Below are 23,321 nucleotides of genomic sequence, written 5' to 3'. Positions count from 1 at the left end.
CAGCACTGTTGCGTTCCGGAATCGAGGCCGCCTACATTAAGGAGCAGACCTGTTCTGTTTCGAATGGAGAACCACCATGCCCACGGTCACCACCAGCGGTTTCACGCAGTACTACGAGGTCCACGGCGATCCGGCCCATCCGCCGGTGCTCCTGATCTCCGGGCTCGGCGGCGTCGGCGCCAGCTGGGGCCCGCAGGTCGAACGCTTCGCCGCGAACCACTTCGTGCTCCTGCCCGACCAGCGCGGCACCGGCCGCACCACCCACGCCGCCGACGGCTACACCACCGAGCAGCTGGCCGAGGACATGATCGCCGTCGTGGAGCACGCCGGCCTGCCCTCGGTGCACGTGGTCGGAGCGTCCACCGGCGGGGCCATCGCACAGCACATCGCGCTCGAACGCCCGGACCTCGTGCGCTCGCTCACGCTCTCGTCGTCGTTCGCGCGCTTCGACGCGTTCATGCACCGCGAGTTCGAGATCCGCCGGAAGATGGCCGTGGAGTGGGACCGGTTCGACCTGCTCTCGGCCTACTCGCTGTTCCTGTTCTCGCCGAGGTTCACCGACGAGCACCCCGAGCGCGTGAGCGCGTGGATCGAGAACGCCGGGCGAGTCCGCGAGGACGAGGCCGCGGATCGGAAGATCGACCTCCACCGTATCGACATGATCGCCGCCCACGACACGTCGGCGCGCCTCGGCGAGATCAGCCGGCCGACCCTCGTCCTGTGCGGCGACGACAACCACTGCACGCCGATGCCGGTGTCGGAGGAACTGGCCGAGGGCATAGCCGGAGCCGAGCTCGTCGTCTTCGAGGACGCCGGCGAACTGATCGAGATCGAGCAGCCGGACCGCTACTTCGAGGTGGTCGGCTCCTTCATCGCCCGCCACCTCTGATCCGGCACTGAATCAGTCTGCTCATCCGCAGCCGGTTCACCAGTCGTGCATGGACCCGTCGAGCTTGAGCCGGTTCACCGGGAGGTAGGCGCGCTCGTACGGATGCGCCGCGCCGGCCTCGTCGTCGTACTCGACGCCGAGCCCCGGTGCCTCGCCGGGATCGAGCAGTCCGTCGCCGAAGCGGTACGTCGGCCGGAACACCTCGTCGGTGGCCGCCGAGTGCTTCATGTACTCCTGGATGCCGAAGTTGGGGATCGCGACGCCGAGGTGCAGCGCGGCGGCCAGGCCGACCGGGGAGATGTCGGTGGGGCCGTGGACCCCGGACTTGATCTGGTAGACGGCCGCGTAGTCGAAGATGCGTCGCAGGGCCGTGATGCCTCCGGCGTGCGTGACCGGGGAGCGCACGTAGTCGATGAGCTGTTCCGTTCCTCGAACAGCTCGCGGTAGTCCCAGATCGTGTTGAACACCTCGCCGATCGCCAGCGGCGTCGTGGTGTGCTCGCGGACCCTGCGCAGCATCCCGGTGTTCTCCGCCGGGGTCACGTCTTCGAGCCAGAACAAATCGTACGGCTCCAGCTCCTTGCCCAGCCGCGCGGCCTGGATCGGGGTGAGCCGGTGGTGCGCGTCGTGCAGCAGCGGCAGCTCCGGCCCGAACTCGGACCGGACCGCCTCGAACACCCGCGGCATGTGCCGCAGGTAGGCGCGCGTGTCCCACTCCTCCTCCACCGGCACCGCCGAGCGCCGCGCCGGCTCGTGGTCGTACCGGGTCGTGGCACCGCCGCCCTCGCCGACGTGCGAGTTCGAGCTCGAAGCCACGCCGTAGACCGAGGAGAGCCCGGGGATCCCGGTCTGGATGCGGATCGCGCGATATCCCTGGTCGAGGTGCGCGCGCACCGAGTCGAACAGCTCCTCGGTGTCAGCGCCGCTGGCGTGTCCGTAGGCCAGGCATCCGCGCCGGCTGCGGCCGCCGAGCAGCTGGTACAGCGGCATGCCCGCCATCTTGGCCTTGATGTCCCACAACGCCGTGTCCACCGCGGCGATCGCCGCCATCGTGATCGGGCCGCGCCGCCAGTAGGCACCCCGGTACAGGTACTGCCAGGTGTCCTCGATCGCGTGCGCGTCCCGGCTTATCAGCAGCGGTACGACGTGGTCGCTCAGGTAGGAGGCCACCGACAGCTCGCGGCCGTTCACGGTCGCGTCGCCCAGACCGGTCACGCCGTCGGCGGTGGTGAGGCGCAGCGTGACGAAGTTGCGTCCGGGAGAGCTGATCAGGACTTCGGCTGAGGTGATGGCTGTCAACACCGCACTCCTTGCGTAACGACGTCATCTGATTACCGTGTGCTCCACAGAGAACGTGGCGTGGGATGCACGGTGTGAAGACCCTAATCCGAAAGGTCACGCGAATGACTGACACCGACCACCGGTCCGAGCTGCCCGACCTGTCCGAGCTGCCCGACCTGCCGGACTTCCCGTTCCGCAGCCATTCGCTGACCCCGCCAGCCGAGTACGCCGAGCGCCGAGCCACGTGCCCGATGGGGCAGGTGCGGCTGCCCAGCGGCGACCCGGCGATCCTGTTGCTGACCTACCGGGACGTGGCCGCGGCGATGGCCGATCCGCGGCTGTCGCACGACCTGACCGGACCGGACGCGGCGCGGATGACGAAGGAGCCGAGCTTCCTTCAGGACCCTGACGTCGTGCTCAACAAGGACGGCGAGGACCACCTGCGGATGCGCCGCATCGTCGCCGCCGCCTTCACCCCGCGCCGGGTCGAGCGCTGGCGGCCGGTGATCCAGCAGATCGCGGACGAGCTGGTCGACGACCTGGAGCAGGCCGGTCCGCCGACCGACCTGGTCGCAGGGTACTGTTTCGCGCTGCCGGTGCGGATCATCTGCCGGCTGCTCGGCGTTCCCGAGCAGGACGCACTGCGCTTCCGGGTCTGGTCGAACGCGTTCTCCGCCGGCGCGCAGATGACCCCCGAGCAGACCGCGGCGGAGATCGGCGCGTTCCTCGGATACATGGCCGAGCTGATCGCCGCCAAGCGCGCCGAGCCCGGCGAGGACCTGATCGACGACCTGATCGCGGCCCGCGACGGCGCCGACAAGCTGACCGAGCACGAGCTGGTGGCCCTGGCCACGGGCCTGATCGCGGCCGGCAACGAGACCACCGCGACGGCGCTGAGCCGGGCGGTCGTCGAGCTGCTGGAGGACGACCGGCGGCTGTGGAAGCAGCTGCTCGACGATCCCGCGCTGGTGCCGGCCGCGGTCGACGAGCTGCTGCGCTTCACCGGGCTGAGCAACAGCACCCTGCTGCGCGTCGCCGTGGCGGACGTCGAGCTGCCGTCGGGGCCGGTCAGGACCGGACAGGTGATCGGGATCGCCAGCAACGGCGCGACGCGCGACCCCGAGGCGTATCCGGATCCTGACACCATCCGTTTCGACCGGGACGCGCCGCCGACGCTGATGTTCGGCGGCGGGCCGCACTACTGCCTGGGCGCGCATCTGGCGAAGGCGGAGTTGGCGATCGGGCTCGGGACGCTGCTCCAGCGGCTGCCGGGCCTGCGGATGACGGTGACGCGCGACGAGCTGACGTTCAGCGGCGGCGAGATCGTCGACTCGATGATCAGTCTGCCGGTCGCCTGGTGACGTCGGCTCGGTAGCCGTTGCGGTGGGCCCAGGCCGTGGCCTCCGCGCGGGTGGTGACTTTCAGCTTGGCGAACAGGTGGGTGACGTGGGTCTTCACCGTCGCCTCGCCGACCAGGAGGCGGCGGCCGATCGCGGCGTTGGGCAGGCCTTGGGCCAGAAGGCGGAGGACGTCGGTTTCGCGGGGCGTCAGCGGCTCCCGGCTCGGGGCGGCGCTGGAGTCGGGCTCGGGTGACTGTGACTGTGGCTGTGGCTGTGGCTGTGGCAGCGCGGGTGACGCGATGCTCGTCCTGCGGCTCGCGGCGGCCAGAAGGCGTTCGCGGGCCACGGGATCCAGCGTCGCCTGGCCGTTCACGGCGGCGTCGATGGCGCGCGCGATCGCGGTCTTGTTCGCGTCCTTGGTCAGGTAGGCACGAGCGCCTGCTTGGAGTGCGTCGACGATGAGCTGGTCCTCGGCCATGGTGGTCAGGACGATGACGGCGATCTCCGGATGGTTCGCGACGATATGACGAGTCGCCTCGACGCCGTCGACGACGGGCATGCTCAGGTCCATCAGGACGGCGTCGGGCCGCAGTTCCTCGACCCGGGCGATGGCCTGCGCGCCGTTCTCCGCGCCGCCGACGACGTCGATGTCCGGCAGCATGTCGAGCAGCATCATGAGGCCTTCGCGGATGACGGCCTGGTCGTCGGCGACCACGATGCGGTGGCTCATCGAGGCGTTCCCTTCTTCTTGCTGTCAGGCGGCGACGTGCGCGTGAACGTGCCAGCCGGCGGCACTCGGCCCGGCTCTCAGCTCGCCGCCGACCAGTAGGAGTCGTTCCCGCATGCCGGCCAAGCCGTAGCCGCCGTTCAGCCCCGGCACGGCCTCGGGCTCAGGCCCAGGTTCGAGCTCAGTCTCGGGCTCGGGCTGAGGCTCGGGGTCATGCTCGGCAACTGTTCCGGCGCCGCGAGACAGCACACTGAGATCCACCGAGTCCGGCTCGTACCTCAACCGCGCGGTCACCGGCCGACGCGGGGCGTGCTTCGCCGCGTTGGCCAGCGCCTCCTGCGTGACGCGGAGCAGCGCCAGCGTGACGTCCGGGGCCAGCGGACGCGGCGTGCCCTCGACGTCGAGGCTCGCCGACGCGCCCGAGCGCGTGCGGTGCTCGGACACCATCGCGGTCAGCGCCTCCGGCAACGGCGGGGTGTCAGAGCGCAGGGTGGCGATCGCGCGGCGGGTCTCGACGAGCCCGTCGACGGCGATGCGCCGGGCGTCGGCCACGAGCTTGATCGCCTCGGCGGTGCGCGGCGGGTCGGCGGTGAGCAGCGAGTCGGTGAGGTCCAGCTGCACGGCCAGGGCGCCGAGCGAGTGCGCGAGGACGTCGTGGATCTCCCGGGCGATGCGCGTGCGCTCGGCCAGGGCTGCGGCGCGTCGCTCCTCCCGGTGCTGGACGTGCAGGCCGCGGCGCACCGTGCCGGCCAGGTATCCGGCCAGCAGCAGGCTCGACCAGCCGACCACGGCCCAGATCTGGATCGAGCGCGCACTCAGAGCGGCGCCGACGCCGACCGCGAGGATGCCCGCAGTCAGCACGGCGATGCCCGACCGCGTCGGCAAGGCCGCCCCGACCGACATGACCGCCATGCCGACGACGATGGCTGCGATCCCGGCCTCCGGTCGCAGCATGACCAGCAGGTTCCCGGCAACCACCGGCACCAAGAGCAGTGGGACGGCGCGCGCCTCCGGGACGGACTCCGGCTGACCGGCGCGAGCGCCGAGCACGCACCACGACGCCCACGCGCCGCACACCAGCGCCGCGAGGACCCAGACGGTCGCGTCCCAGTGCAGTCCGTGGACCAAGGGCAGCACGGCGACGACCACCGCGAGGCCGATGACGCGCGGCAGGACCGGCAGCCACGCGTCTGTCCGTACGCCTCCGAGCATGCTTCCAGCCTGGCATCCCGGAAGCGGGTCACGCCGCGCGCGCCGGGTGGATCCCGGGTGGAGATCTGTCGGCTCAGGGTGGAGAAGGGTGGAGATCCCGGTCTCAGACCAGACGCTTGATATCCCCGCGCACGCGGTAGAACCCGCGGCTGGCCTCGTGGATCTCCTCGACGACGTAGCGTGCGCCGACGACCCGCATGTCGCGCGGGAACTGCACGTTCCAGCCGGTCTGGTAGCCGGTGCCGACGACGCGGACCCGGACCCGGCCGTGGTCGTCGATGCACTCGACGACGGTGCCGGCGGCCGTCGAGGTCGTGGTGGCGATGGTGGTGGTCGGGGTGGCGACCGGCATCGCGGCGCTCGCCTTCACGTCGAGCACGGTCGGCACGACGCCGCCCTGCGCCGCGGTGATGGCCGACTCGGTGGCGTCGACGCAGGCCAGGGAGCCGTCGGTGGTGACGAGGTACAGGCGCTCGTCGCGGTACTGCATGGACAGCGCAGAGCCACAGCCGGTGCGGAGCTTCCACAGGCGCCGGCCGTCGGCGGCGAAGCAGTACACGGAGGAGGCGCTGTCGCCGGCGAAGACGTAGCGGCCGTCGGGGGCGGTCGCGCAGGAGTAGACCGAGTTGTCGCAGCGGTACTCGGCGACGGCGCGGCCGTCCGCCTTGGCGATCTTGTGCACGACGTGCCGGCCGGTGCCGGCGTAGACGTGGTCGGTTTCCTGCCAGCCGAAGAGCACGACGCCGGGGGTCTTGGTGTTCCACATCTCGCGGCCGCCGTCGGCGGCGTAGGCGGTGACGCCCGCGCTGTGCCCGTGGTAGATCGCCGCGTCGTCGCCGCGCACCATCCAGGCCCCGGTGCCGGAGCTGTTGCGCGACCACTGGTGCTCCTCCTCGTGGTCGATGACGACCAGGCGCCCGCCGGCGTCCGAGACCGCCAGGACGCCCTCGTGGATGTCCAGCCAGTAGATGTCGACGTCCTCGTGGATGCGGTAGGCGGCGTGCGGGATCTTGCCGGACAGGTCGTAGACGGAGCCGTCGTCGCAGCCCGCGTAGATCCAGAAGTCGTCGGCCACCAGGCACTTGACCCCGTCGGGGAGCTGGAAGCGGGAGAGCACCTGGCCGTCGTGGCCGAGGCTGTAGACGTCGCCGGACTGGTTGCCGACCCAGCAGCGGTCGCCGTCGATGTGGATGCCGAAGGCGCTGGAGGCGGTCCGGAAGCGCCACAGCACCGGCGCGGTGGCGCGCGCCGTCGACGGAGCCGACACCACCGCGCGCCGGGTGATGCTGCGCGCGGCCCGGGCACCCATGACCGAGGGGGCGTAGCCCTTGCGCACCTTCTCGCCGATCTTCTTGGCGGCGGCCGCCTCGGCCTTCTCGACCGTGGGGAACGTCGAGGTCTGCCGCGAACCGTCGGTGCCTATGCGGCCGTAGCGGATGTCGACGACGGTGCCGGCGACGGTCACCTCGTAGAACTTGTGCGCGCTGCCGCTGTCTTCGGACAGCTCCAGATAGGTCGTCCCCTGAGTCATGGGGAGAAACGTACAACGCGTGGCCGACAGCTTGAGATGGCGATGGAGGGCTGGGCGTTAATGCGGTCGCGCGCCGATTGGTGCGGAGTTAGCCTGGCGCCGTGAGCGCACGCGACGATCTTCCTCTGGTGGTGATCCGGCCTGAGCGGATCGACGATCATGCGGCGGTGCAGGATGTGCACAGGCAGGCGTTCGGCGACGGTGACCGCGTTCCGACACTGGTCGACGCACTGCGCGCGGCCCCGGCAGCTCTGGCGCCGACATCGCTGGTGGCGACGGTCGACGAGCGGGTCGTCGGCCACGTGATGCTCAGCGCCTGCCGGTTGGACGCGCTGCGCCGGCTGGTGGACGTGCTGTCGCTGTCGCCGTTGGGCGTGCTGCCGGAGTACCAGGGCCGGGGCATCGGTACTCGGCTCGTCGCGGACGCTCTCGCGGCTGCCGACAGCCAGGGCATTCCTTCGGTGTTCTTGGAAGGCGATCCGAACTACTACGGCAAGCACGGCTTCGCCGACGCCACGAAGCTGGGCTTCCGGCCGCCGTCGCTGCGCTATCCGCCCGGCGCGTTCCAGGTCGCCACGCTGTCCTCGCACGAGGAGTGGATGACGGGCACCTTCGTGTACTCCGACGCGTTCTGGGCGCTGGATTGCGTGGGGCTGCGGCCCGACGACCTTCCGGCGTAGGACCACGATCCCGTCAGTCCCCCGCGATACGGTCGGGATCATGGCGCAGCGCAGGGGCGGAGCCCCCGATCCGGAGACCACCTCGACGATCAACGGCGAGGACTGGTACGGCCGGCGGCTCGGCGAGGAGGCGTTCGAGCGCGTCGCGTTCCTCGACGTCGACTTCACCGAGGTGGTCAGCGAGGGCGCCGCGTTCAGTGAGTGCGTCTTCCGCGGCTGCCGGTTCAACGCCTCGGTGCACACCGGGTCGGCGTTCGCGAACTGCACGTTCCGCCGCAGCTCGCTGTTCGACGCGTCGTTCACGCGTGCCAAGGTGATGGGCTCGATGTTCGACGACTGCACGTTCGGCGCCCTGAAGGTCGAGGGGGGCGACTGGTCGTTCGTCGGCCTGCCCGGCGCCGACCTGCGGGGCGCCGTGTTCCGCGGGGTCCGGATGCGCGAGGCCGACCTGACCGGTGCCAAGTGCCGGGACGCACAGTTCCGCGATGTGGATCTGTCGGGTTCCTGGGTGTTCGGAGCCTCGTTCGAGAAGAGCGACCTGCGGGGCAGCGACCTGTCCGCGTTCGACCCGACCGAGGTGAAGATGCGCGACGCGGTCATCACCGCCGATCAGGCGGTGGTGCTGGCTGTCGCGCTCGGGCTGGACGTGCGGGCGGAGTAGCCGCGGCCGCCGTCGGCTTCGGACGTGCCGACGGCGGCCGCGACTCGCGGACCTACCAGCTACAGCCGGCCGATCACCACAGGTGCTTCTCGATCCAGTGGTGGCTCGTCACGTCGAAGACGACCGTGAAGTGGCTGTACTGGGTCGGCTTCGTCCCCTGCGGCACGTTCTCCACCGCGGTGTCCGCCGGGGCGTCGACCTGGATGACCCACACGTTGGTCTGCGGCGAGAACGCGGTGTTGACGTGCTTGCCGCCGTACGCCTTCTGCTCGTAGGCGGCCAGCGTCATCTTGGTGTCGACGTGGTGCGGGGCGGCCATCGGCGCCGCGCCGGCCGGGGCCGGCGGCAGCAGCCGCAGCGCGTCCGTGACGGCTTCCTGCTCGGCCATCGGCTGGGCCGGCGCCGCGACGCCGAGAGCGCCCGGGGCACCTGCCGCCTGCGGGTCAGCCCCCTGCGGCTGGCCCGCACCGGGGCAGTACGGCCGGCCGGCGGCCGTGCACGCCGCCAGGCTGGTGTCGGCCGCCGGGCCCGGCTTGGCGGCGCTCTTCCCACTGCCGGAGGCCGCGAAGGCGACTCCCGTGCCGATCGACAGCAAAGCGACCGCGCCGACAGCAGCCCAGCGCAGGTTCTTGCGCATCTTAGACTCCCTCGTTCTGTTGGCGGAGTTCGAGCTCTGACTCATCAGCTGTGCTCCCATACCCAGTCAGAGTTCACCCAGTAGCCGGTCAAGGGCGGGTTGTCGATGTACTGCGTCGGGACCGAGGCGCCGCCGTCGCTCCAGTACCAGTTCCCCGCCCCGTCGCGGAACTCGGCGGTCATCTCGAACCAGTCCACGTGGACGTTGGACAGGCTGTTGGAGGCCACCTCGCCGCCGACGTCCTGGCGGACGCCGTACTGCGCCGCGGCGTTCGCGCTGTTCCCGACCAGGTAGCCGTCGTGGTAGACGTTCCAGGTGTTGTTGTTCCCGTGCACGATCTCGTACCAGTGGTCGGTGCCGTCCGGACTGACGTTCGCGACCCAGTGCTGCCAGTAGCCGCCGTTGTTGGCCGCGGCGTCGTCCCAGAACACCTCGTAGGCCGTGCAGCCGCAGGGGTTCGGGTCGGAACTGGAGTTGGCGTTGGTGAGCCCGGTCTCGACCCAGCCGCCGCCGGGGATCGCCAGCCACATCTCGGAGTTGATGTGTTGCGATCCGTTGTAGTCGTTGAGATACATGTTGTTGCTGTGCCAGTCGCCGTAGATACCGGTGAAGTCGCTCCGGTAGAGCCGGCCGATGGAGTAGCAGTGGGACCCGCCAGGCGGGCACGAAGACGCCGCGCTCGCCCCGGACGGTGCCAGGCCGAGCAGTGCGAGCATCAGGACGAGGATGGTGCCGAACGCGGTTCGACGCCTGGTCTTGTGTGCGGTCACGGCTTCCTTTCCCTCAAAACGGGGAGCCGCGCCAAGGGGGCCGTGGAAAAACCGGCAAGAGAACGCCAACGTGCTGCCGCCATCACCCCCGTGTTACGCGGCACCGCAGAACTTGTGTTCGGGATCGTATCAGCCGTCTGATTTCAACGGGTGATCGAAAAGGCCTTCGACGCTGTCGAGGGGAGGTTGTCCCTAGTGCCGTCACCGGAACGCCGCTGGATCAGCATCACGCCGCCGATCCCGACCAGGCCGCCGAGGAGTTCGAGCAGCCCCGGGGTCTCGCCGAGCCAGACGAACGCCACGCCGAGCGCGACCGGCGGCACCAGGTACAGCGCGGCCGTCGAGCGCGCCACGGGGTACCTGGCGACGGCGTAGCCCCAGGTCACGAAGCCCAGCGCGGACGGCGCCACGCCGAGGTAGAGCGCGGCGGCCAGCGCGGAGCCGCCGGCGTGCGAGGCGGCGTGCGAGATGGCGTGCCAGGCGGTCGGGGCCAGCGGGAGCAGGAAGAGCGTGCCGCCCCACATCGCGTAACAGGCGACTTCGAACCCTGTGTAGCGGCGCAGCAGCGGCTTGGACGCGAAGTGGTAGACGCCCTGGACCACCGCGGCGGCGAGCACGACCACCGCGCTCGTGGACACCTGCGCCGAACCGCCGCCGAGCGCGACGAGCGCCGCGCCGGCCAGCGCGATCAGGCTGCCCGCGACGACGCGCGGCGTCAGCCGCTCCCCCAGGAACGCGGCGGCGAGCAGGACGCTGAACACCGGCGCGATCGATATCAGCAGGCTGGCGGTCCCGGCCGCGACGTGCACCTCGCCCCAGTTGAGCAGCAGCTGGTAGGCGCTCATGCCGGTGGCCGCGCACAGCGCGATCCGCGGCAGATCGCGCCGCGCGGGCCACCGCACGCCCAGGAACGGCGCGACGAGCGCGAGCGCCGCCGACGCCACGGCCAGCCGGGCCACCGACAGTCCGGCGACGCCCAGGCCCGGCACGCCGACCCGGATCGCCGGGAAGGCTGAGGCCCAGAGCACGACGGTCGCCGCGAGGGCGAGGGCCCGGGGGGAGAGCTCGCGGGGGTTCACGGATCCAGCGTTGCGCCTAGAATAGGAAAGATCCAGTTACCCTTTCTTTGTCATTCCGGAAGGCTGGCTTCATGATGGACGTCCGGCGGCTACGCCTGCTGCGGGAGCTGTCGGTGCACGGCACCGTGACCGCGACCGCCGAGGCGCTGCACCTGACCGGCCCCGCGGTGTCGCAGCAGTTGGCGGCGCTGGAGAAGGAGGCCGGCGTCCCGCTGCTGGAGAAGCAGGGCCGCACGCTGCGTCTGACGTTCGCCGGGCGGCGGCTCGTCGAGCACGCCGACGTGATCCTCAGCAACCTGGCGGCGGCGGACGCCGAACTCGACGCACTGCGGTCCGGGCGGCGCGGCGTGGTGTCGATCGCGGCGTTCCCCTCGGCGGCGCGGGTGCTGCTGCCGCCGCTGTGGCGGCTGTTGGCGGACGAGAGCGGCGCGGGGCTTGAATCGCGACCCGAGTTGCGGCCCGAATCGCGGCCCCAGTTGCGGCCCGAGTTGCGGATCACCGAGGCCGAGCCGGAAGCCGCGATCGAGCTGCTGCAACGCCGCGAAGCCGACGTCGCGATCGCCCACGCCTACGGCCTGCTCCCCCGCGCGCTGCCAGCAGGATGCGAGCAGCACCGGCTGATGGAGGACCCTGTGTTGCTGGCCGTGCACCCGGACACCGCGACCGCGCACGGCCTGGCCCCCGACCGACCCGCCGACCTGGCCGACTTCCGGGACGAGGCGTGGCTGATGCCCGATCCGCGGGTGATCTCGTGCCACGAGTTCACCCGCCGCGCGTGCGGGGCGGCCGGATTCGTCCCGGCGCCGATCGCCGTGGCCACCGACTTCTCGGTGCTGACCGCCTTCGTCGCGGCCGGCGCCGGCGTCGCCCTCGTGCCGAGGATGGCGCTGCCCGCCGACACGACGGGCATCAGGCTGCATCCGCTGGCCGCGCCGATGACGCGCACCGTGTACGCGCTGACGCGCGGTGGGGAGGCGGGGCAGCCGCGGGTCGACCGGGTGCTGGAAGGGCTGCGGGCGGTTTCAGGGGCCTGATACTTAAGCCCGCCGACACTTCACTGCGCTTTGTCACGAATATGGGCTCGAACTTACCCGCGCCGGACGGCGAGATGAATAGTCGGAGCCATTCATCTCGGATATCCCCGTCCGACTTGCCGGCGGCACCGAAGGAATCGGCGGATTCATCCCGCATCCGCGCACGGTGGATCCGGCGTGCAACAGAAGGGTGAATCAGCCCTTTTCGCACCCGCCGGCGCCTTACAAGGACCGCCTATATCCGGCCGTCTATATTCAGGCCTCGACAAGCGAGCCGATCCGGCGGAGCTCGTGCCGGGCCAGCGCCAGGTTGGCGCGCGAGCGGTCGAGCGCGAGGTAGAGGAACAGGGCGCCGCCGGCGCTCGGCAGCAGGCGGATCACGTGGTACTGGCCGGTGAGGGTGATGAGGATGTCCTCCACGGTCTCGTTCAGGCCGAGCCGGGCCAGCGTGCGCATCTTCGCCCGCACGACCTCGGTGTTCCCGGCCGCGGCGACCTCCAGGTCCAGGCCGGGGCCGCCGCCGAGGAAGCCCAGGGACATGCCGCTCTCGTAGTCGACCAGGGCCACGCCGAGGGCGCCGTCGACCGTCATCGCTTCTTTCAGCGCGGCTTCGATGTTCATGGGCGGACTTCCTCACTCCGGAATTTTTCGTGGCTGCCGATCACGGGCTCGCAGGGAATTGGATCCGAGCTCGCCGTTAGTCCAGTCGGCGACTAAAGTAACCTGACACATATCGCGACGTGAAGGGGTTCCGGTGCCCGGCTTGGAAATGTCGCTCTCCGCAGCGTTCGAATCTCCTGGAGTAATCGGAGCCGCTTTGGTGGACGAGGTCACGGGTCTGACATACCGCGCGGCGGGCGACTTTTCGGCGGTCGGTACGGGATTCGAGATGGCGGAACTCACCGGGCTGATCACCGAGGGCTTGCACGAGGCCGGGGCGCAGGGCGAGCTGGAGAGCGTCGTGATCACCGGGAGCCGGCTGCACGAGGTGGTACAGGCGGTGCCGGGGCGGTCGCCGCTGAACGCGGTGATGCTGGTTCTGGTGCTGGAGCGGGAGCGCTCGAATCTCGCGTTGGCGGTGCGTGAGGCCGCTGATCTGGCAGAGAGCATTCTGACATGAATGCGGCGCGCAACGTTCCCGCGCTGTTGGCGCAGCTGCTGGCCGAGGACTTCACCGGGGCCGTCGAGGTGTCCGGGGCTCCGGGCGGGACGATCCATCTGCGACGCGGGCTGGTCGTCGCGGTGGACACGCCGAACGCGCCGTCGGTCGAGACGTTGCTCATCCGGTCCGGGCGCGTCGACGAGGACAAGTGGGCTGCGGCGGTCAGCCGTCGCGCCGCTGTTGTCGCCGAGGGCGCGGACGGCGACGGGAACTTGAATTCCGTCCTCACCGACCTCGGGCTGATCGGCCACGGGGAACTCGAGGCGGTCTGCATCGCAGCCGTCTACGACGCCGCTTTCGCCATGGCGCTCAACCCGGCGGAGGGCTGGACCGTGCACGAGGGGTCGGTGCCGCCCGAGTTGGCGGCGTGGCCGGGCGAGTCGCCGCGCACGCTCGCGGACGAGACCGCGCGCCGGATCGCCGCGCTGACCCGGAGCTGGGGCTCGCTCGCCGAGCTGGCCGCCGCGCGGTGCCGTCCGGCGACGCGGGTCGAACCGGGCGCGTTGACCGCGCGTCAGCAGGCTGTGCTGCTCGCCGCGAACGGCCGGCGGACGCCGCGCGACATCGCGTTCTTCCTGGGCTGCGGGGTGTACGCGGCGATGCTCGACATCGCGCGCCTGCGGGCCCGGCGGCTCGTGGAGTGGGAGGCGCCCCGGGCCGTGGCGGCGCTGCCGATCACGGCGCGGCGCGCCGCGCCCGCGGAAGGCCGGCCGGAGAGTCGGGGCGAGCTGCCGCGCCGGGTGCCTCGTGACCCATCAGGAAGTGGAACCGCGTCAGGAAGGGCCAGCTTATGATTCCCACGGGCCGCGAGGCCGGAAACGACGTGCGCGGCGCCTACGTGATGGCGCCGATCGAGGCGACGGGGGCGGCCAGGCCATGTGAGCCGGCCGGGGCGGCCGCAGCGCGCGAGCCGGCCGGGGCGATACAGCCGACCGAGCCGATGGCAGCGCCGACTGCCGCACCAGGCGGCGGTCCAGGTAGCGATCCGAGCGGCGGCCCGAGTAGCGGTCCGGGCGGCGGCCCGGTCGGCGGTCCAGACGATTCGGCGACGCAGGGCACTGCCCCGGCGCCGTCCGAGGCCGAGCCGCGCGATCCCCGGCTGCCGCGCCGCGTGCCGCAACCGTCCCAGCTCCGGGGCCAGGCGGCGATCACCCCGGCCCAACCGGCGGAGCAGACGCTGCGCCACCTCCGCGACGTCCTCGACCGGCTGCCCTGACCGGCATCACGAGCCCGCAACGCCCCCATCAGCCGACTGCCACCTCGGCCGCGCGACGTTCGGCCGCACCACTACACGTGCCAAGGAGCATGCCGTGAAGCCACCGACCTCATCCACAGCCGTGGTCACCGAACTCCAAGCCCTGCGCGAGCGGATCGTCGGCGTCACCGACAGCATCATCGCCACCACCGACGGCCTCCTCGTGGCATCCGACACCGGCTCCGCCGACCAGGAATCCCTCGCCGCCCTCTGCGCCGCCGGCCTGGCCCTCGGCACCCGCACCGCCGCCCACATGGGCCTCGGCGGCCTCCGCGACTCGGTCATCCGCGCCGCCGGCGGCCACGTGGTCTTCGCCGCCATCGGCGAGCACGCCCTCCTGGCAGTAGTCGGCGACGAGGGACTGGACCTGGCGACACTGCGGCGCGACCTGCCGGGCACGGTGGAGCTGTTCGGGAAGCTGCTGGCGGGAGACGCCTAACAGCTGAGGTATGCGGCACGGCACGGCACGGCCACGGAACGCGGAAGTCGGCGCGGTCGAGCGGCGCGATCACGTACCACCAGCACGGCCGCCGTGGCACGGATGGGTGCCGCGGCGATGCGGCGCGGCCAGCCCGGGGCGTCGAGCCAGTCGGTCCGGCACGTAGCCAGGCGAGCCAGGCGGTCGGGCAGTCGGCCGGTCGGCATGATCGAGCACCCCAAATCCCACCGCACCCCGGCCCTCACCAGCGCGCCTTGAGTAGACGCAACGTTGCGTCTACTCTAAAACCGCCGCCGCGCCCCCGCCCCGGCACCGCAGGAAGGGCACGCTCATGATCGACAAGTCGCATCGCGCCAAGGCACTCCTGGTCGCCGGGTGTTTCTTCATGGAAATGCTCGACGGGACCATCGTCACCACCGCCGCGCCGCAGATGGCGCGGTCGCTGCACGTCAGCTCCGCCGCCATCGGGCTGGTCATCACCTCGTTCCTGCTCACGTTCGCCGCGCTCATACCGCTCAGCGGGTGGCTCACGCGGCGTTGGGGCACGCGGCCGGTGTTCCTCGCCGCGATCGCGGTCTTCACGCTCGCCTCGCTCGGGTGCGCGCTGAGCACGACGCTGCCGGTGCTGGTCGCGATGCGGGTGGTGCAGGGCTTCGGGGGCGCGATGATGGTGCCGGTCGGGCGGCTGATCGTGCTGGCCGGCGCCGAGAAGTCGGACCTGATGCGGCTCATGGCCTACGTCGTGTGGCCCGGCCTCATGGCGCCGGTCGTCGCGCCGCTGGCCGGCGGCCTGATCACCACCTACGCGTCCTGGCCGTGGATGTTCGGCATCAACATCCCGCTCGGCGTCGTCGCCTTCGCGATCGCCTGGCGCGTCGTCGAGGCGACACCGACCGAGCGGCCGCCGCGCCTGGACCGGCTCGGCGTCGTCCTCACCTGCGCGGGCCTCGGCGGCCTCACCTACGCCGGCCACCTGTTCTCCGACGCGCACATCTCCTGGACCGCCGCCATCGCCACCGCCGTGGTCTCGCTCGCGCTGCTCGCGGCGGCCACGCGCCACCTGCTGCGGGCCGAGGCGCCGCTGGTGAACCTCCGGGTCCTGCGAATCCCCACGCTGCGCGCGTCGGTCAGCGGCGGCTCGCTGTTCTGGATCGTCGTCGGTGCGGGGCCGTTCCTGATGCCGCTGCTCTTCCAGAACGTCTTCGGCTGGAGCTCCGTGAAATCCGGAGCGGTCGTCCTGTTCATCTTCGTGGGCAACATCGGCATCAAGCCGAGCACCACCCCGCTGCTCAACCGCTTCGGCTTCCGGCCGGTCCTGGTCGCCTCCACGCTGGCGATGGCGGCGGCGATGGCCGCCGCGGGCCTGCTCACCGCCACCACCCCAATCGTCCTGACCTGCGCCGTCGTCCTGATCAGCGGCATCGCCCGCTCGGTGGCGCTGACCGCGTTCAGCACGGTGTCGTTCAGCGACGTGGCCCCGGAGCAGATGCGCGACGCCAACTCCATCGCCGCCACCGCCTTCCAGATGTCCGCCGGCCTGGCGATCGCCGTGTCCACCATCGCCCTGCGCGCCGGCGGCCCGCTCGGGCACCTGCTGCCGGGAACCCCGGACGCGCGGACCGCTTACACCGTCGCGTTCCTCATCCTGACGCTGTTCTCGCTGTGCGTGACCGGCACGGCGCTGCGCATGCACCCCGACGCCGGGGCCCGCGTGCGCCGCATACGGACCGCCGTCCCGGCCAACGAGGCCTCGTAGCGTCGTAGCCCCGCAGTCCGTAACCTCAGCCCGCGGCGAGAAGTTCCAGCGTGTCGACCACGCGGTTGGAGAAGCCCCACTCGTTGTCGTACCAGGCGACCACCTTGACGTGCCGCCCCTCGACCCGGGTGAGCGCCGAGTCGAAGATCGCCGAGGCCGAGCACCCGACGATGTCGGACGACACGAGCGCGTCCTCCGAGTACTCCAGAATGCCGGCGAGCGGGCCCTGAGCAGCGTCACGGTAGGCGGCCAGCACATCCTCGCGCGTGACGTCACGCGCCACGGTGGTGTTCAGCTCGACGATCGAACCGACCGGCACCGGCACCCGGATCGAGTCGCCCGACAGCTTGCCGTCCAGGTTGGGCAGCACGTGCCCGATCGCCTTGGCCGCGCCGGTCGTGGTCGGAACGATGTTGACGCCGGCGGCACGCGCGCGCCGCGGGTCCCGATGCGGACCGTCCTGCAGGTTCTGCTCCTGCGTGTAGGCGTGGACCGTGGTCATGAACCCGTGCTCGATACCGGCGAGGTCGTCGAGCACTGCGGCCAGCGGCGCCAGCGCGTTGGTCGTGCACGAGGCGTTGGAGACGATCGTGTGCCGGGCCGGGTCGTAGACCTCTGTGTTGACCCCGTACGCGAGCGTGACGTCCGCCCCGTCCGACGGCGCGCTGACCAGTACCTTCCTCGCCCCCGCGGTCAGGTGGGCACCGGCGGCCTTGGCCGAGGTGAACCGGCCGGTCGACTCCAGCACGATGTCGACCCCGAGGTCCGCCCACGGCAACTGGTCCGGCTCCCGCTCGGCAAGCACGGTGATCCGCCGGTTGTCGACGACCAGGACGTTTCCGTCGACGCTCACCGGGCGGCCGAGCCGTCCGGCGGTAGTGTCGAAGGCGAGGAGGCGCGCGAGGGCGGCCGGGTCGGTGAGGTCATTGACCGCGACGACCTCCAGGCCGCTGCCGCGCTCCAGCATGGCACGCAGGACATTGCGTCCGATGCGGCCGAATCCGTTGATGGCGATGCGAGTCATGGTTGTTTCCTTTCCGTCACCATGAGTTTCGCGTGCGCCGATCGGGCCCGGCAGTGGCGTGGGCGCCATGGTTCGAAAGGATCGCGCCACGGGCTTGGGGTGGTGGACACCGGGTGGTGGACACCGGGTGGTGGCCGCCGTCCTCACTCGCCGCGCGTAAAGGTGCGGCGGTACTCGCTCGGAGTCGTGCCGAGGATGCGCTGGAAGTGCGTCCGCAGATTCGCGCCGGTGCCCAGGCCCACGTCGTGCGCGATCTGCTCGATGCCGCGCTGCGACCGCTCCAGCAGCTCCCGGGCCAGGTCGATACGCGCCCGCATGACCCACTGCATCGGCGTGTAGCCGGTGTCCTCGACGAAGCGGCGGGAGAACGTGCGCGCCGAGACGGCCGCGTGCTCGGCGAGGGATTCGAGACTGAGCGGTTCGTCGAGCCGGTGCAGGGCCCATTCGCGCGTCGCGGCGAACCGCTCCCCCAGCGGCTCCGGCACGCTGCGCGGCACGTACTGCGCCTGCCCGCCGCTGCGATACGGCGCCGCGACCAGGCGCCGGGCCGCGTGGTTCGCCGCGGCCACACCGAGGTCGCCGCGCAGGATGTGCAGGCACAGGTCGATCCCGGAGGCGGCGCCGGCCGAAGTCAGGACACTGCCTTCGTCGACGAACAGCACGTTCTCGTCGACGTGGACGCGCGGGTGCTTCTGCGCGAGCGCCCGCGTGTAGTGCCAATGCGTGGTGGCGCGCCTACCGTCGAGCAGGCCGGTGGCGGCGAGCGCGAACGCGCCGGTGGAGATCGCGGCAAGCCGCGCGCCCCGATCGTGCGCCGCGATCAGCGCCTCGACGACGGCCGGCGGCGGATCGTCGCGGTCCGGGACGCGGTAGCCGGGGATGAAGACGATGTCGGCCCAGGCCACAGCCTCCAGGCCGTGAGCGACGTGGTAGGCGAGGCCGTCGCCGCCGGTCACGAGCCCGGGCGCGGCACCGCAGACGCGCACTTCGTAGGGCATGCTGGCCCGGGTCGTGAACACCTGCGCGGGGATGCCGACGTCAAGCGGCTTCGCCCCCTCCAGGACGAGGACCGCGATGCGGCGCAGGCCGGGGGACGGCGCGGAGGCGTGGTCGGCGGTCATGGCTGGGCGCTCCGGATGGCCATGGCGGGACTCTATCGAAGATCCAGTGGCGGATCCGGTGTCACGACCTGGGCGATGGCACCGGATCCGGTATCAGCTGACGGACTCAGCCGACAGGCTCAGCCGGTAGGTTTCCCGAGCCGGCGCGCAGGCTGGTCATCCAGGCCCTGCTGGTCGCCCCGATCAGCCTCGGACCCAGAACTCCTCTTTGAGGGCGCCGACCCAGACTTCTCCGACGGCCGCGCGGGCCTCCGCCCCCAGGCTCGCGGGTCGCTCTGTCTCAGCGCGGCGAACTCTGCCACGCGGGCTTCCTCGACGGCGATCGCCTGGTCGAGGAGTTGTTCCCCCAGCGTTGGTCTGCTCCAATCGGTTTTCTCGCGCCACCAATAAGGTTGGTCTTCCTTCGGCTGCACGTCTTCGTAAACCGTGACGAGGCCCAGCAACTCAATCGGGTTGTCCGCCGCGAAAGCTCAGCCCGACGCCATCCTCCTCATCGGGATACGCCATGCGGCAAGCCTACGAGCAGCGCTGCCGCCGGCGGCAGCGGATTTTCCGCTCGCACGACAGCTCTTGCACACGGTCGACGGCCCGGCGACCGTGGGAATGCTCGCGGAGCGCACCGACGAGGCGGTCGGCAACGTCAGCCACCACGTGCGCGTGCTCGCCGAAGCCCGGCTGGTCGAGGACGTTCCCGAGCTGGCGCGGGACCGGCGGGAGCGCTGGTGGCGGCAGACGTCGGCGGAGATGCGGTGGGCGCGCGCCGATTTCGAGGGCAGTCCGGCGGATGCCGCGGTCGCCGACGCCGCCGGCTCGCTCATGCTGGATCGACACGTAGCGGCGGCGCGATCGTGGCCTGCGCGCCGGGCGGGGTATCCGGAGCAGTGGCGGGAGGACTGCGCGGTCTCGGCCGAGGCCTGGTTGCGGTTGAGCCCGGACGAGGCTCGCGAGTTCGGGGCGCAGCTGATCGCCTTGTTCGACGCCTGGTCGCACCGGCCCGTGCCCGACGACGGCCAGGAACGCGAGCCGGTCCTGGCCTTCGGCCACGTGGTGCCGGCCGCGCCGTGACCGCGAACATCGCCGCATCAGACCACGAACACGCGCCGCTCGACGCTCCCGCGGCCGGCCAGACTGGCCAAGCAAGCCGCTCCCGCTGGGGCCTGCTCGCCGACCGCAACTTCCGGCTGCTGTGGAGCGGCCAGACGATCAGCAACGCCGGCAGCAGCATCACCACCGTCGCGCTGCCGCTCGTGGCCGTCACCGACTTGAAAGCGGGCCCGCTGGCGGTGGGCCTGTTGGTGGCGGCGATATGGCTTCCGTGGTTGGTGTTCGGTCTCCCGGCCGGGGTTTGCGTGGGGCGAATACCCCGGCGCGCGCTGATGGTCTTGTGCGACCTGGCGATGGCGCTGGTCTTCATCACCGTGCCGATAGCCGCGGCGTGCGGGGCATGCGGGATCCGCAGGCGATTCTCCCCGCTCCTCGCGTGCCGATCAGCGCTCGCTGCGGACCGAGGTCGCGGACGGATTCCGCTTCGTCGTCCGCGACCCCTACCTCCGGGGCATCGCCTCGTTCGCCGCCGCCGCCAACCTCGCGCTCACCGCCTGTCAGTCGATCGTGGTCCTCTATCTCATTCACGACCTGCATGTCCGGGCCGGCTTGGTGGGCCCGCTGGCAGGAGCGGGAGCGCTGGGCGGGATCCTCGGAGCCTGGCGTCCTGCTCTTCGTCATCGGATCCATAGCCTTGGTGGCCGGCGTCGTCGCGGTCAACGTGGTCTTCGCCAGCTTCCGGCAGGCCTACGCGCCGCCGGAGATGCTCAGCCGGGTCTCAGGTGCACATCCCCGAGACGTCCGTCCCCCCCGATCTCCGAGCACGGGATGAACCCGTCGTCATGCAGCCGGCCGGCCATGGCGTCCGAAGTCAGGAAGCCCACGAAGTCGTTCGCCAGGTCCGAGCGGTTCGCCGCTTCGAACAGGTTCTCCGTGGCCACGAAGGGATACGCGTGGTGCAGTGCGTCGTCGCGGGTCGGGAGGCGGCCGTCGAGGGCGACCACGTCCACCGAGGGGAAGAACGGCAGCGCGTCCGCCTCGGCGTAGCCGACGGCGCCGGGGGTGGCGTTGACGTACGCGAGCAGTTGCATGGTGGTCGCCGCGGTGCAGCTGCTGGGCTTGGGGCCCGGGTCGTCCGACGCGGGGCAAGGGGTGTCGCTCACGACGCTCGAGCGGGTCTGCGCGACGGTGTCCAGGAACGCGGTGCGGGTACCGGAGCCGTCCGGGCGGCCGACGAGCTTGTAGGTGCCCAGCGGCGTGGTGCCCGTGAACAGGCCGCGGACCGTCTCGGCGGTCAGGGAGCCGGCCACGTCGTGGTTGGCCACCACCGCGAAGATGACCACGCCGACCGGCTTCGGGGTCAGGCCGGCCGGCGTCGTGTCCGGCGGGCCGTCCACCATCGCCAGCTCCCGGGCCGCGCCGAGCTGCGTTCCGAACTGGTCCAGGCCGGTGCCGCTGCCGACCGGGGAGACGCTGATGTGCGCGTTCGGGCACTGCTGCTCGTAGGCGTTCTTGGCGATGGTGGCGATCGGCGCGAAGGCGGTGGAGCCCTCCAGCTGGAGCTGCCCGGAGGCGCACAGGGCCCGCGGTGTCAGGGCTCTGTTGGAGACCCACACGCCGGCGCCGATCCCGGCCACCAGCGCCACCACCGCCACGAGCGACTGCCAGGCGGTGCGGCGGCGCCGGTTGCCGCCGGCCCGGTGGATGCGGCCGCCGGTGACGTCGCCGGAGCGGACGATGCCGATCGGGGCGTTGCGCTCCCGGGGGCCGTCCAGCAGCGCCATGACCTGGAAGCTCGCGCCGCGGTTGAGGTTGAACGGCGGCAGCTGGATCCGGTTCTCCTCCTTGGGGAACAGCTTGACGAGCTCGGCCTGCTCCACCGCGCGCCGCTCGTCGTCGCTGGACCGCGCGGTGAGCTTCCGGGCCCGCTCCGCCGCGCGCCGGTCCTCGGAGCGCTGCTTCTCCACGCGGTCGCGCACGCCGTCGGTGTTCTCGGTGCCGTGCCGCCGGTGCGAGCTGTCGTTGCGGACCTTCAGGTCCACGACGGTCACGCCGGTGAAGGCGAACTTCAGCCGGCTGTCCCAGTCCTCCTCGCGGACCTCCAGCAGCCCGGCGTTGCGGATCTCCAGGACCACCAGCTGCGGCACTTCGATGCCCTCGTTGGTCTGCGCGGACTTGATCGTCCACAGATCCTGGTCGTCGATGTTGATCGGCGCGTCGTAGACCACCGACCAGGTCAGCCGGCGCCGGTTGACCAGCGTGGCCCACAGGACACCGCCCAGGGCCAGGACCGCGCCGGTCACCACCCCCGCGGGCACGACGTTCTGGTTGAGCCAGTTGTTCACGGTGGCCAGCGGCCCCTCGGCGACTGCTCTCACAGCCGCACGTTACGGACCACCGGCCACAGCGGCGTATACGGGTTCTAAATCCCCGGCGAACCGCGGCGGGCCGCGGCGGGTCTCGCGGCAGGTATAACGGCGGGTTCCGCGGTACAGGAATCAGCCGTTGCGCAGCGCGAACGGGTTGTACTGCGGGGTCGTGGTCCCGGAGTCCGAGTACCCCACGGCGTGCACGATCGACGCGCCGGGCGTCGTGGTGACACCGCTGAGCGTGGTCGACGCGCCGGCGGCGTTCGGGCTGGCCACGACCGCCCACACGCTGCCGTCCCAGTGCAGCGTCAGGCTCTGGCGCCGGGTCGTGCCGGGGACCACGTCGTCGCCGACCGCCCACACGCTGTTCGCCGCGTCGGCGGTAGTCACCGAGTGCAGCAGCGGGTCGGTGCCCGCGTTCGGGCTGGGGACCTTGGTCCAGGTGGCTCCGTTCCAGTGCTCGATCAGGGTGCTGTAACTCCCCACGGAGTCGATGACGCCGGACGTGCCGACGGCCCACACGTCCGTCGGGCTGTTCGCCTTCAGGCCGTACAGGTTGTCAACGGCGTTGATGTTGCTGCTGCCGACCGGCGGCATCGGCACGAGCGACCAGGACGTACCGTCCCAGTGCACTGAGTACGGCTCGTTCTGGTAGGCGCTCGCACCGATCTGCTCCAGCGCCGAGCCGACCATCCACACGTCGTCGGGCCCGTCAGCGGAGATCGCGGTCAGGCTGGCGCCCATGTTGTTGTTGGCGGGCTGAGGCGGCGAGAAGGTGGTCCAGGCGGTCCCGTCCCAGTGCGCCGCCTGGCCGCTGTGGGTGTAGCTGCCGAAGGCGTAGGCGTCGGTGCGGCTGACGTCCGCGACACCGAGGACTTCGGTGGATCCCAGAACACTGATGTTCACGGTGCTCCAGGCGCTGCCGTTCCAGTGCAGCGCCAGCGGCAGGAACTGGTAGCGCTGCTGCCGCATCTGCCCCACGGCCCAGGCGTCGGAAGGCCCGCTGGCGCTGACCGCGTCCAGCGCTGCCGTCGGCTCGCCGACCGCCGGCACCGCCGACTGGCCCCAGGCGGTACCGTCCCAGTGGTCGATCAGAGCCTTGGAGCCGAGGTTCGTGGTGCCGGCGCCACCCTGGCTGCCGACGGCCCAGGCGTCGATGTCCGACGTCGAGGCCGCGGCGACCAGGAACGCGTTCTGCCCGGACGGCGGCGCGGCGACGGCCGTCCATCCGCCGGCCGCCGTGGCGGGCCCGGCTGCGAGCACAAGTACGGCAGCCGCTGCGATGCCGGAGCTGATTCGCGGTAGGTGCAT

23 protein-coding genes and 1 pseudogene are annotated in these 23,321 nt (G+C 71.2%); 12 read left to right on the top strand and 12 right to left on the bottom strand.

Annotation, left to right across the window (positions count from 1 at the left end; all coding sequences use genetic code 11):
- Positions 1–76: 76 nt before the first annotated feature.
- Positions 77–889 carry an alpha/beta fold hydrolase gene (locus ABH920_RS19850; protein ID WP_370350525.1) on the top strand — a complete coding sequence of 271 codons (813 nt, stop codon included), beginning with the start codon at positions 77–79 and terminating at the stop codon, positions 887–889.
- 36 nt (positions 890–925) lie between these two features.
- On the opposite strand, the pseudogene manD reads toward ABH920_RS19850, so the two are convergent.
- Positions 926–2,187 (bottom strand): annotated as a pseudogene (manD, locus tag ABH920_RS19845) (D-mannonate dehydratase ManD).
- A 104-nt stretch (positions 2,188–2,291) separates the two neighbouring features.
- Here manD and ABH920_RS19840 point away from each other — a divergent pair.
- On the top strand, positions 2,292–3,530 hold the full coding sequence (locus ABH920_RS19840; RefSeq protein WP_370350524.1) for a cytochrome P450: 1,239 nt from the start codon (positions 2,292–2,294) through the stop codon (positions 3,528–3,530).
- Here ABH920_RS19840 and ABH920_RS19835 read toward each other — a convergent pair.
- From ABH920_RS19835 to ABH920_RS19825, 3 genes are all read right to left on the bottom strand, one after another.
- Positions 3,508–4,239 carry a response regulator gene (locus ABH920_RS19835; RefSeq protein WP_370350523.1) on the bottom strand — a complete coding sequence of 244 codons (732 nt, stop codon included), beginning with the start codon at positions 4,237–4,239 and terminating at the stop codon, positions 3,508–3,510. The genes ABH920_RS19840 and ABH920_RS19835 overlap by 23 nt on opposite strands.
- Positions 4,240–4,263: 24 nt before the next feature.
- Entirely contained in the window at positions 4,264–5,448 is a 1,185-nt protein-coding gene (locus ABH920_RS19830; RefSeq protein WP_370350522.1) for a sensor histidine kinase, read from the bottom strand.
- A 103-nt stretch (positions 5,449–5,551) separates the two neighbouring features.
- Entirely contained in the window at positions 5,552–6,979 is a 1,428-nt protein-coding gene (locus ABH920_RS19825) for a WGR domain-containing protein (protein WP_370350521.1), read from the bottom strand.
- A 101-nt stretch (positions 6,980–7,080) separates the two neighbouring features.
- On the opposite strand from ABH920_RS19825, the gene ABH920_RS19820 reads away from it, so the two are divergent.
- Both ABH920_RS19820 and ABH920_RS19815 read left to right on the top strand, forming a co-directional pair.
- A complete protein-coding gene (locus ABH920_RS19820) occupies positions 7,081–7,659 on the top strand; it encodes a GNAT family N-acetyltransferase (RefSeq protein WP_370350520.1) in 579 nt (192 codons plus the stop codon).
- Between the two features lie 40 nt (positions 7,660–7,699).
- On the top strand, positions 7,700–8,320 hold the full coding sequence (locus tag ABH920_RS19815) for a pentapeptide repeat-containing protein (protein ID WP_370350519.1): 621 nt from the start codon (positions 7,700–7,702) through the stop codon (positions 8,318–8,320).
- Positions 8,321–8,393: 73 nt separating this feature from the next.
- Here the strand turns inward: ABH920_RS19815 and ABH920_RS19810 are convergent, their stop codons facing one another.
- From ABH920_RS19810 to ABH920_RS19800, 3 genes are all read right to left on the bottom strand, one after another.
- Entirely contained in the window at positions 8,394–8,957 is a 564-nt protein-coding gene (locus ABH920_RS19810) for a hypothetical protein (protein WP_370350518.1), read from the bottom strand.
- Positions 8,958–9,001: 44 nt separating this feature from the next.
- Positions 9,002–9,727, bottom strand: coding sequence for a hypothetical protein (locus ABH920_RS19805; protein ID WP_370350517.1), 726 nt, complete (start codon positions 9,725–9,727; stop codon positions 9,002–9,004).
- Between the two features lie 143 nt (positions 9,728–9,870).
- Positions 9,871–10,806, bottom strand: a complete 936-nt coding sequence (locus tag ABH920_RS19800; RefSeq protein ID WP_370350516.1) for a DMT family transporter — start codon at positions 10,804–10,806, stop codon at positions 9,871–9,873.
- Between the two features lie 71 nt (positions 10,807–10,877).
- Between ABH920_RS19800 and ABH920_RS19795 the strand changes: the two genes are divergently transcribed.
- A complete protein-coding gene (locus tag ABH920_RS19795; protein WP_370350515.1) occupies positions 10,878–11,840 on the top strand; it encodes a LysR family transcriptional regulator in 963 nt (320 codons plus the stop codon).
- A gap of 255 nt (positions 11,841–12,095) precedes the next feature.
- Here the strand turns inward: ABH920_RS19795 and ABH920_RS19790 are convergent, their stop codons facing one another.
- Positions 12,096–12,461, bottom strand: coding sequence for a hypothetical protein (locus ABH920_RS19790; protein WP_370350514.1), 366 nt, complete (start codon positions 12,459–12,461; stop codon positions 12,096–12,098).
- Between the two features lie 199 nt (positions 12,462–12,660).
- Between ABH920_RS19790 and ABH920_RS19785 the strand changes: the two genes are divergently transcribed.
- From ABH920_RS19785 to ABH920_RS19765, 5 genes are all read left to right on the top strand, one after another.
- A complete protein-coding gene (locus ABH920_RS19785; RefSeq protein WP_370350513.1) occupies positions 12,661–12,960 on the top strand; it encodes a hypothetical protein in 300 nt (99 codons plus the stop codon).
- A complete protein-coding gene (locus ABH920_RS19780) occupies positions 12,957–13,796 on the top strand; it encodes a hypothetical protein (protein WP_370350512.1) in 840 nt (279 codons plus the stop codon). Before ABH920_RS19785 ends, ABH920_RS19780 begins: the two co-directional genes overlap by 4 nt.
- Positions 13,793–14,218, top strand: a complete 426-nt coding sequence (locus ABH920_RS19775; RefSeq protein ID WP_370350511.1) for a hypothetical protein — start codon at positions 13,793–13,795, stop codon at positions 14,216–14,218. The genes ABH920_RS19780 and ABH920_RS19775 overlap by 4 nt, the downstream gene beginning before the upstream one ends.
- Positions 14,219–14,312: 94 nt before the next feature.
- Positions 14,313–14,696, top strand: coding sequence for a roadblock/LC7 domain-containing protein (locus ABH920_RS19770; RefSeq protein ID WP_370350510.1), 384 nt, complete (start codon positions 14,313–14,315; stop codon positions 14,694–14,696).
- A 331-nt stretch (positions 14,697–15,027) separates the two neighbouring features.
- Positions 15,028–16,452 (top strand): MFS transporter, encoded by a 1,425-nt coding sequence (locus ABH920_RS19765; protein WP_370350509.1) that lies wholly within the window; start codon positions 15,028–15,030, stop codon positions 16,450–16,452.
- A 25-nt stretch (positions 16,453–16,477) separates the two neighbouring features.
- Here ABH920_RS19765 and gap read toward each other — a convergent pair whose 3' ends face one another.
- Both gap and ABH920_RS19755 read right to left on the bottom strand, forming a co-directional pair.
- Positions 16,478–17,476, bottom strand: coding sequence for a type I glyceraldehyde-3-phosphate dehydrogenase (gap, locus tag ABH920_RS19760; RefSeq protein WP_370350508.1), 999 nt, complete (start codon positions 17,474–17,476; stop codon positions 16,478–16,480).
- A 143-nt stretch (positions 17,477–17,619) separates the two neighbouring features.
- Positions 17,620–18,597, bottom strand: coding sequence for a GlxA family transcriptional regulator (locus ABH920_RS19755; RefSeq protein WP_370350507.1), 978 nt, complete (start codon positions 18,595–18,597; stop codon positions 17,620–17,622).
- 453 nt (positions 18,598–19,050) lie between these two features.
- On the opposite strand from ABH920_RS19755, the gene ABH920_RS19750 reads away from it, so the two are divergent.
- Both ABH920_RS19750 and ABH920_RS19745 read left to right on the top strand, forming a co-directional pair.
- Entirely contained in the window at positions 19,051–19,662 is a 612-nt protein-coding gene (locus ABH920_RS19750; RefSeq protein ID WP_370350506.1) for a helix-turn-helix domain-containing protein, read from the top strand.
- The gene (locus ABH920_RS19745; protein WP_370350505.1) at positions 19,659–20,333 is read left to right on the top strand and encodes an MFS transporter; all 675 of its coding nucleotides are present in this window, start codon (positions 19,659–19,661) and stop codon (positions 20,331–20,333) included. Before ABH920_RS19750 ends, ABH920_RS19745 begins: the two co-directional genes overlap by 4 nt.
- A 75-nt stretch (positions 20,334–20,408) precedes the next feature.
- On the opposite strand, the gene ABH920_RS19740 is transcribed toward ABH920_RS19745, so the two are convergent.
- A complete protein-coding gene (locus ABH920_RS19740) occupies positions 20,409–22,019 on the bottom strand; it encodes a PstS family phosphate ABC transporter substrate-binding protein (RefSeq protein ID WP_370350504.1) in 1,611 nt (536 codons plus the stop codon).
- Between the two features lie 120 nt (positions 22,020–22,139).
- A complete protein-coding gene (locus tag ABH920_RS19735; RefSeq protein WP_370350503.1) occupies positions 22,140–23,321 on the bottom strand; it encodes a hypothetical protein in 1,182 nt (393 codons plus the stop codon).

Origin of the sequence: Catenulispora sp. EB89 (genome assembly GCF_041261445.1) — a bacterium.
GTDB lineage: Bacteria > Actinomycetota > Actinomycetes > Streptomycetales > Catenulisporaceae > Catenulispora.
This window is presented reverse-complemented; position numbering and strand designations above follow the sequence as displayed.

Coding starts and splice junctions, on each gene's coding strand:
- ABH920_RS19815 (WP_370350519.1), top strand. CDS start 7,700: ATGGCGCAGCGCAGGGGCGGAGCCCCCGATCCGGAGACCACCTCGACG.
- ABH920_RS19840 (WP_370350524.1), top strand. CDS start 2,292: ATGACTGACACCGACCACCGGTCCGAGCTGCCCGACCTGTCCGAGCTG.
- ABH920_RS19850 (WP_370350525.1), top strand. CDS start 77: ATGCCCACGGTCACCACCAGCGGTTTCACGCAGTACTACGAGGTCCAC.
- ABH920_RS19780 (WP_370350512.1), top strand. CDS start 12,957: ATGAATGCGGCGCGCAACGTTCCCGCGCTGTTGGCGCAGCTGCTGGCC.
- ABH920_RS19790 (WP_370350514.1), bottom strand. CDS start 12,461: ATGAACATCGAAGCCGCGCTGAAAGAAGCGATGACGGTCGACGGCGCC.
- ABH920_RS19825 (WP_370350521.1), bottom strand. CDS start 6,979: ATGACTCAGGGGACGACCTATCTGGAGCTGTCCGAAGACAGCGGCAGC.
- ABH920_RS19755 (WP_370350507.1), bottom strand. CDS start 18,597: ATGACCGCCGACCACGCCTCCGCGCCGTCCCCCGGCCTGCGCCGCATC.
- ABH920_RS19735 (WP_370350503.1), bottom strand. CDS start 23,321: ATGCACCTACCGCGAATCAGCTCCGGCATCGCAGCGGCTGCCGTACTT.
- ABH920_RS19810 (WP_370350518.1), bottom strand. CDS start 8,957: ATGCGCAAGAACCTGCGCTGGGCTGCTGTCGGCGCGGTCGCTTTGCTG.
- ABH920_RS19775 (WP_370350511.1), top strand. CDS start 13,793: ATGATTCCCACGGGCCGCGAGGCCGGAAACGACGTGCGCGGCGCCTAC.
- gap (WP_370350508.1), bottom strand. CDS start 17,476: ATGACTCGCATCGCCATCAACGGATTCGGCCGCATCGGACGCAATGTC.
- ABH920_RS19795 (WP_370350515.1), top strand. CDS start 10,878: ATGATGGACGTCCGGCGGCTACGCCTGCTGCGGGAGCTGTCGGTGCAC.
- ABH920_RS19765 (WP_370350509.1), top strand. CDS start 15,028: ATGATCGACAAGTCGCATCGCGCCAAGGCACTCCTGGTCGCCGGGTGT.
- ABH920_RS19830 (WP_370350522.1), bottom strand. CDS start 5,448: ATGCTCGGAGGCGTACGGACAGACGCGTGGCTGCCGGTCCTGCCGCGC.
- ABH920_RS19835 (WP_370350523.1), bottom strand. CDS start 4,239: ATGAGCCACCGCATCGTGGTCGCCGACGACCAGGCCGTCATCCGCGAA.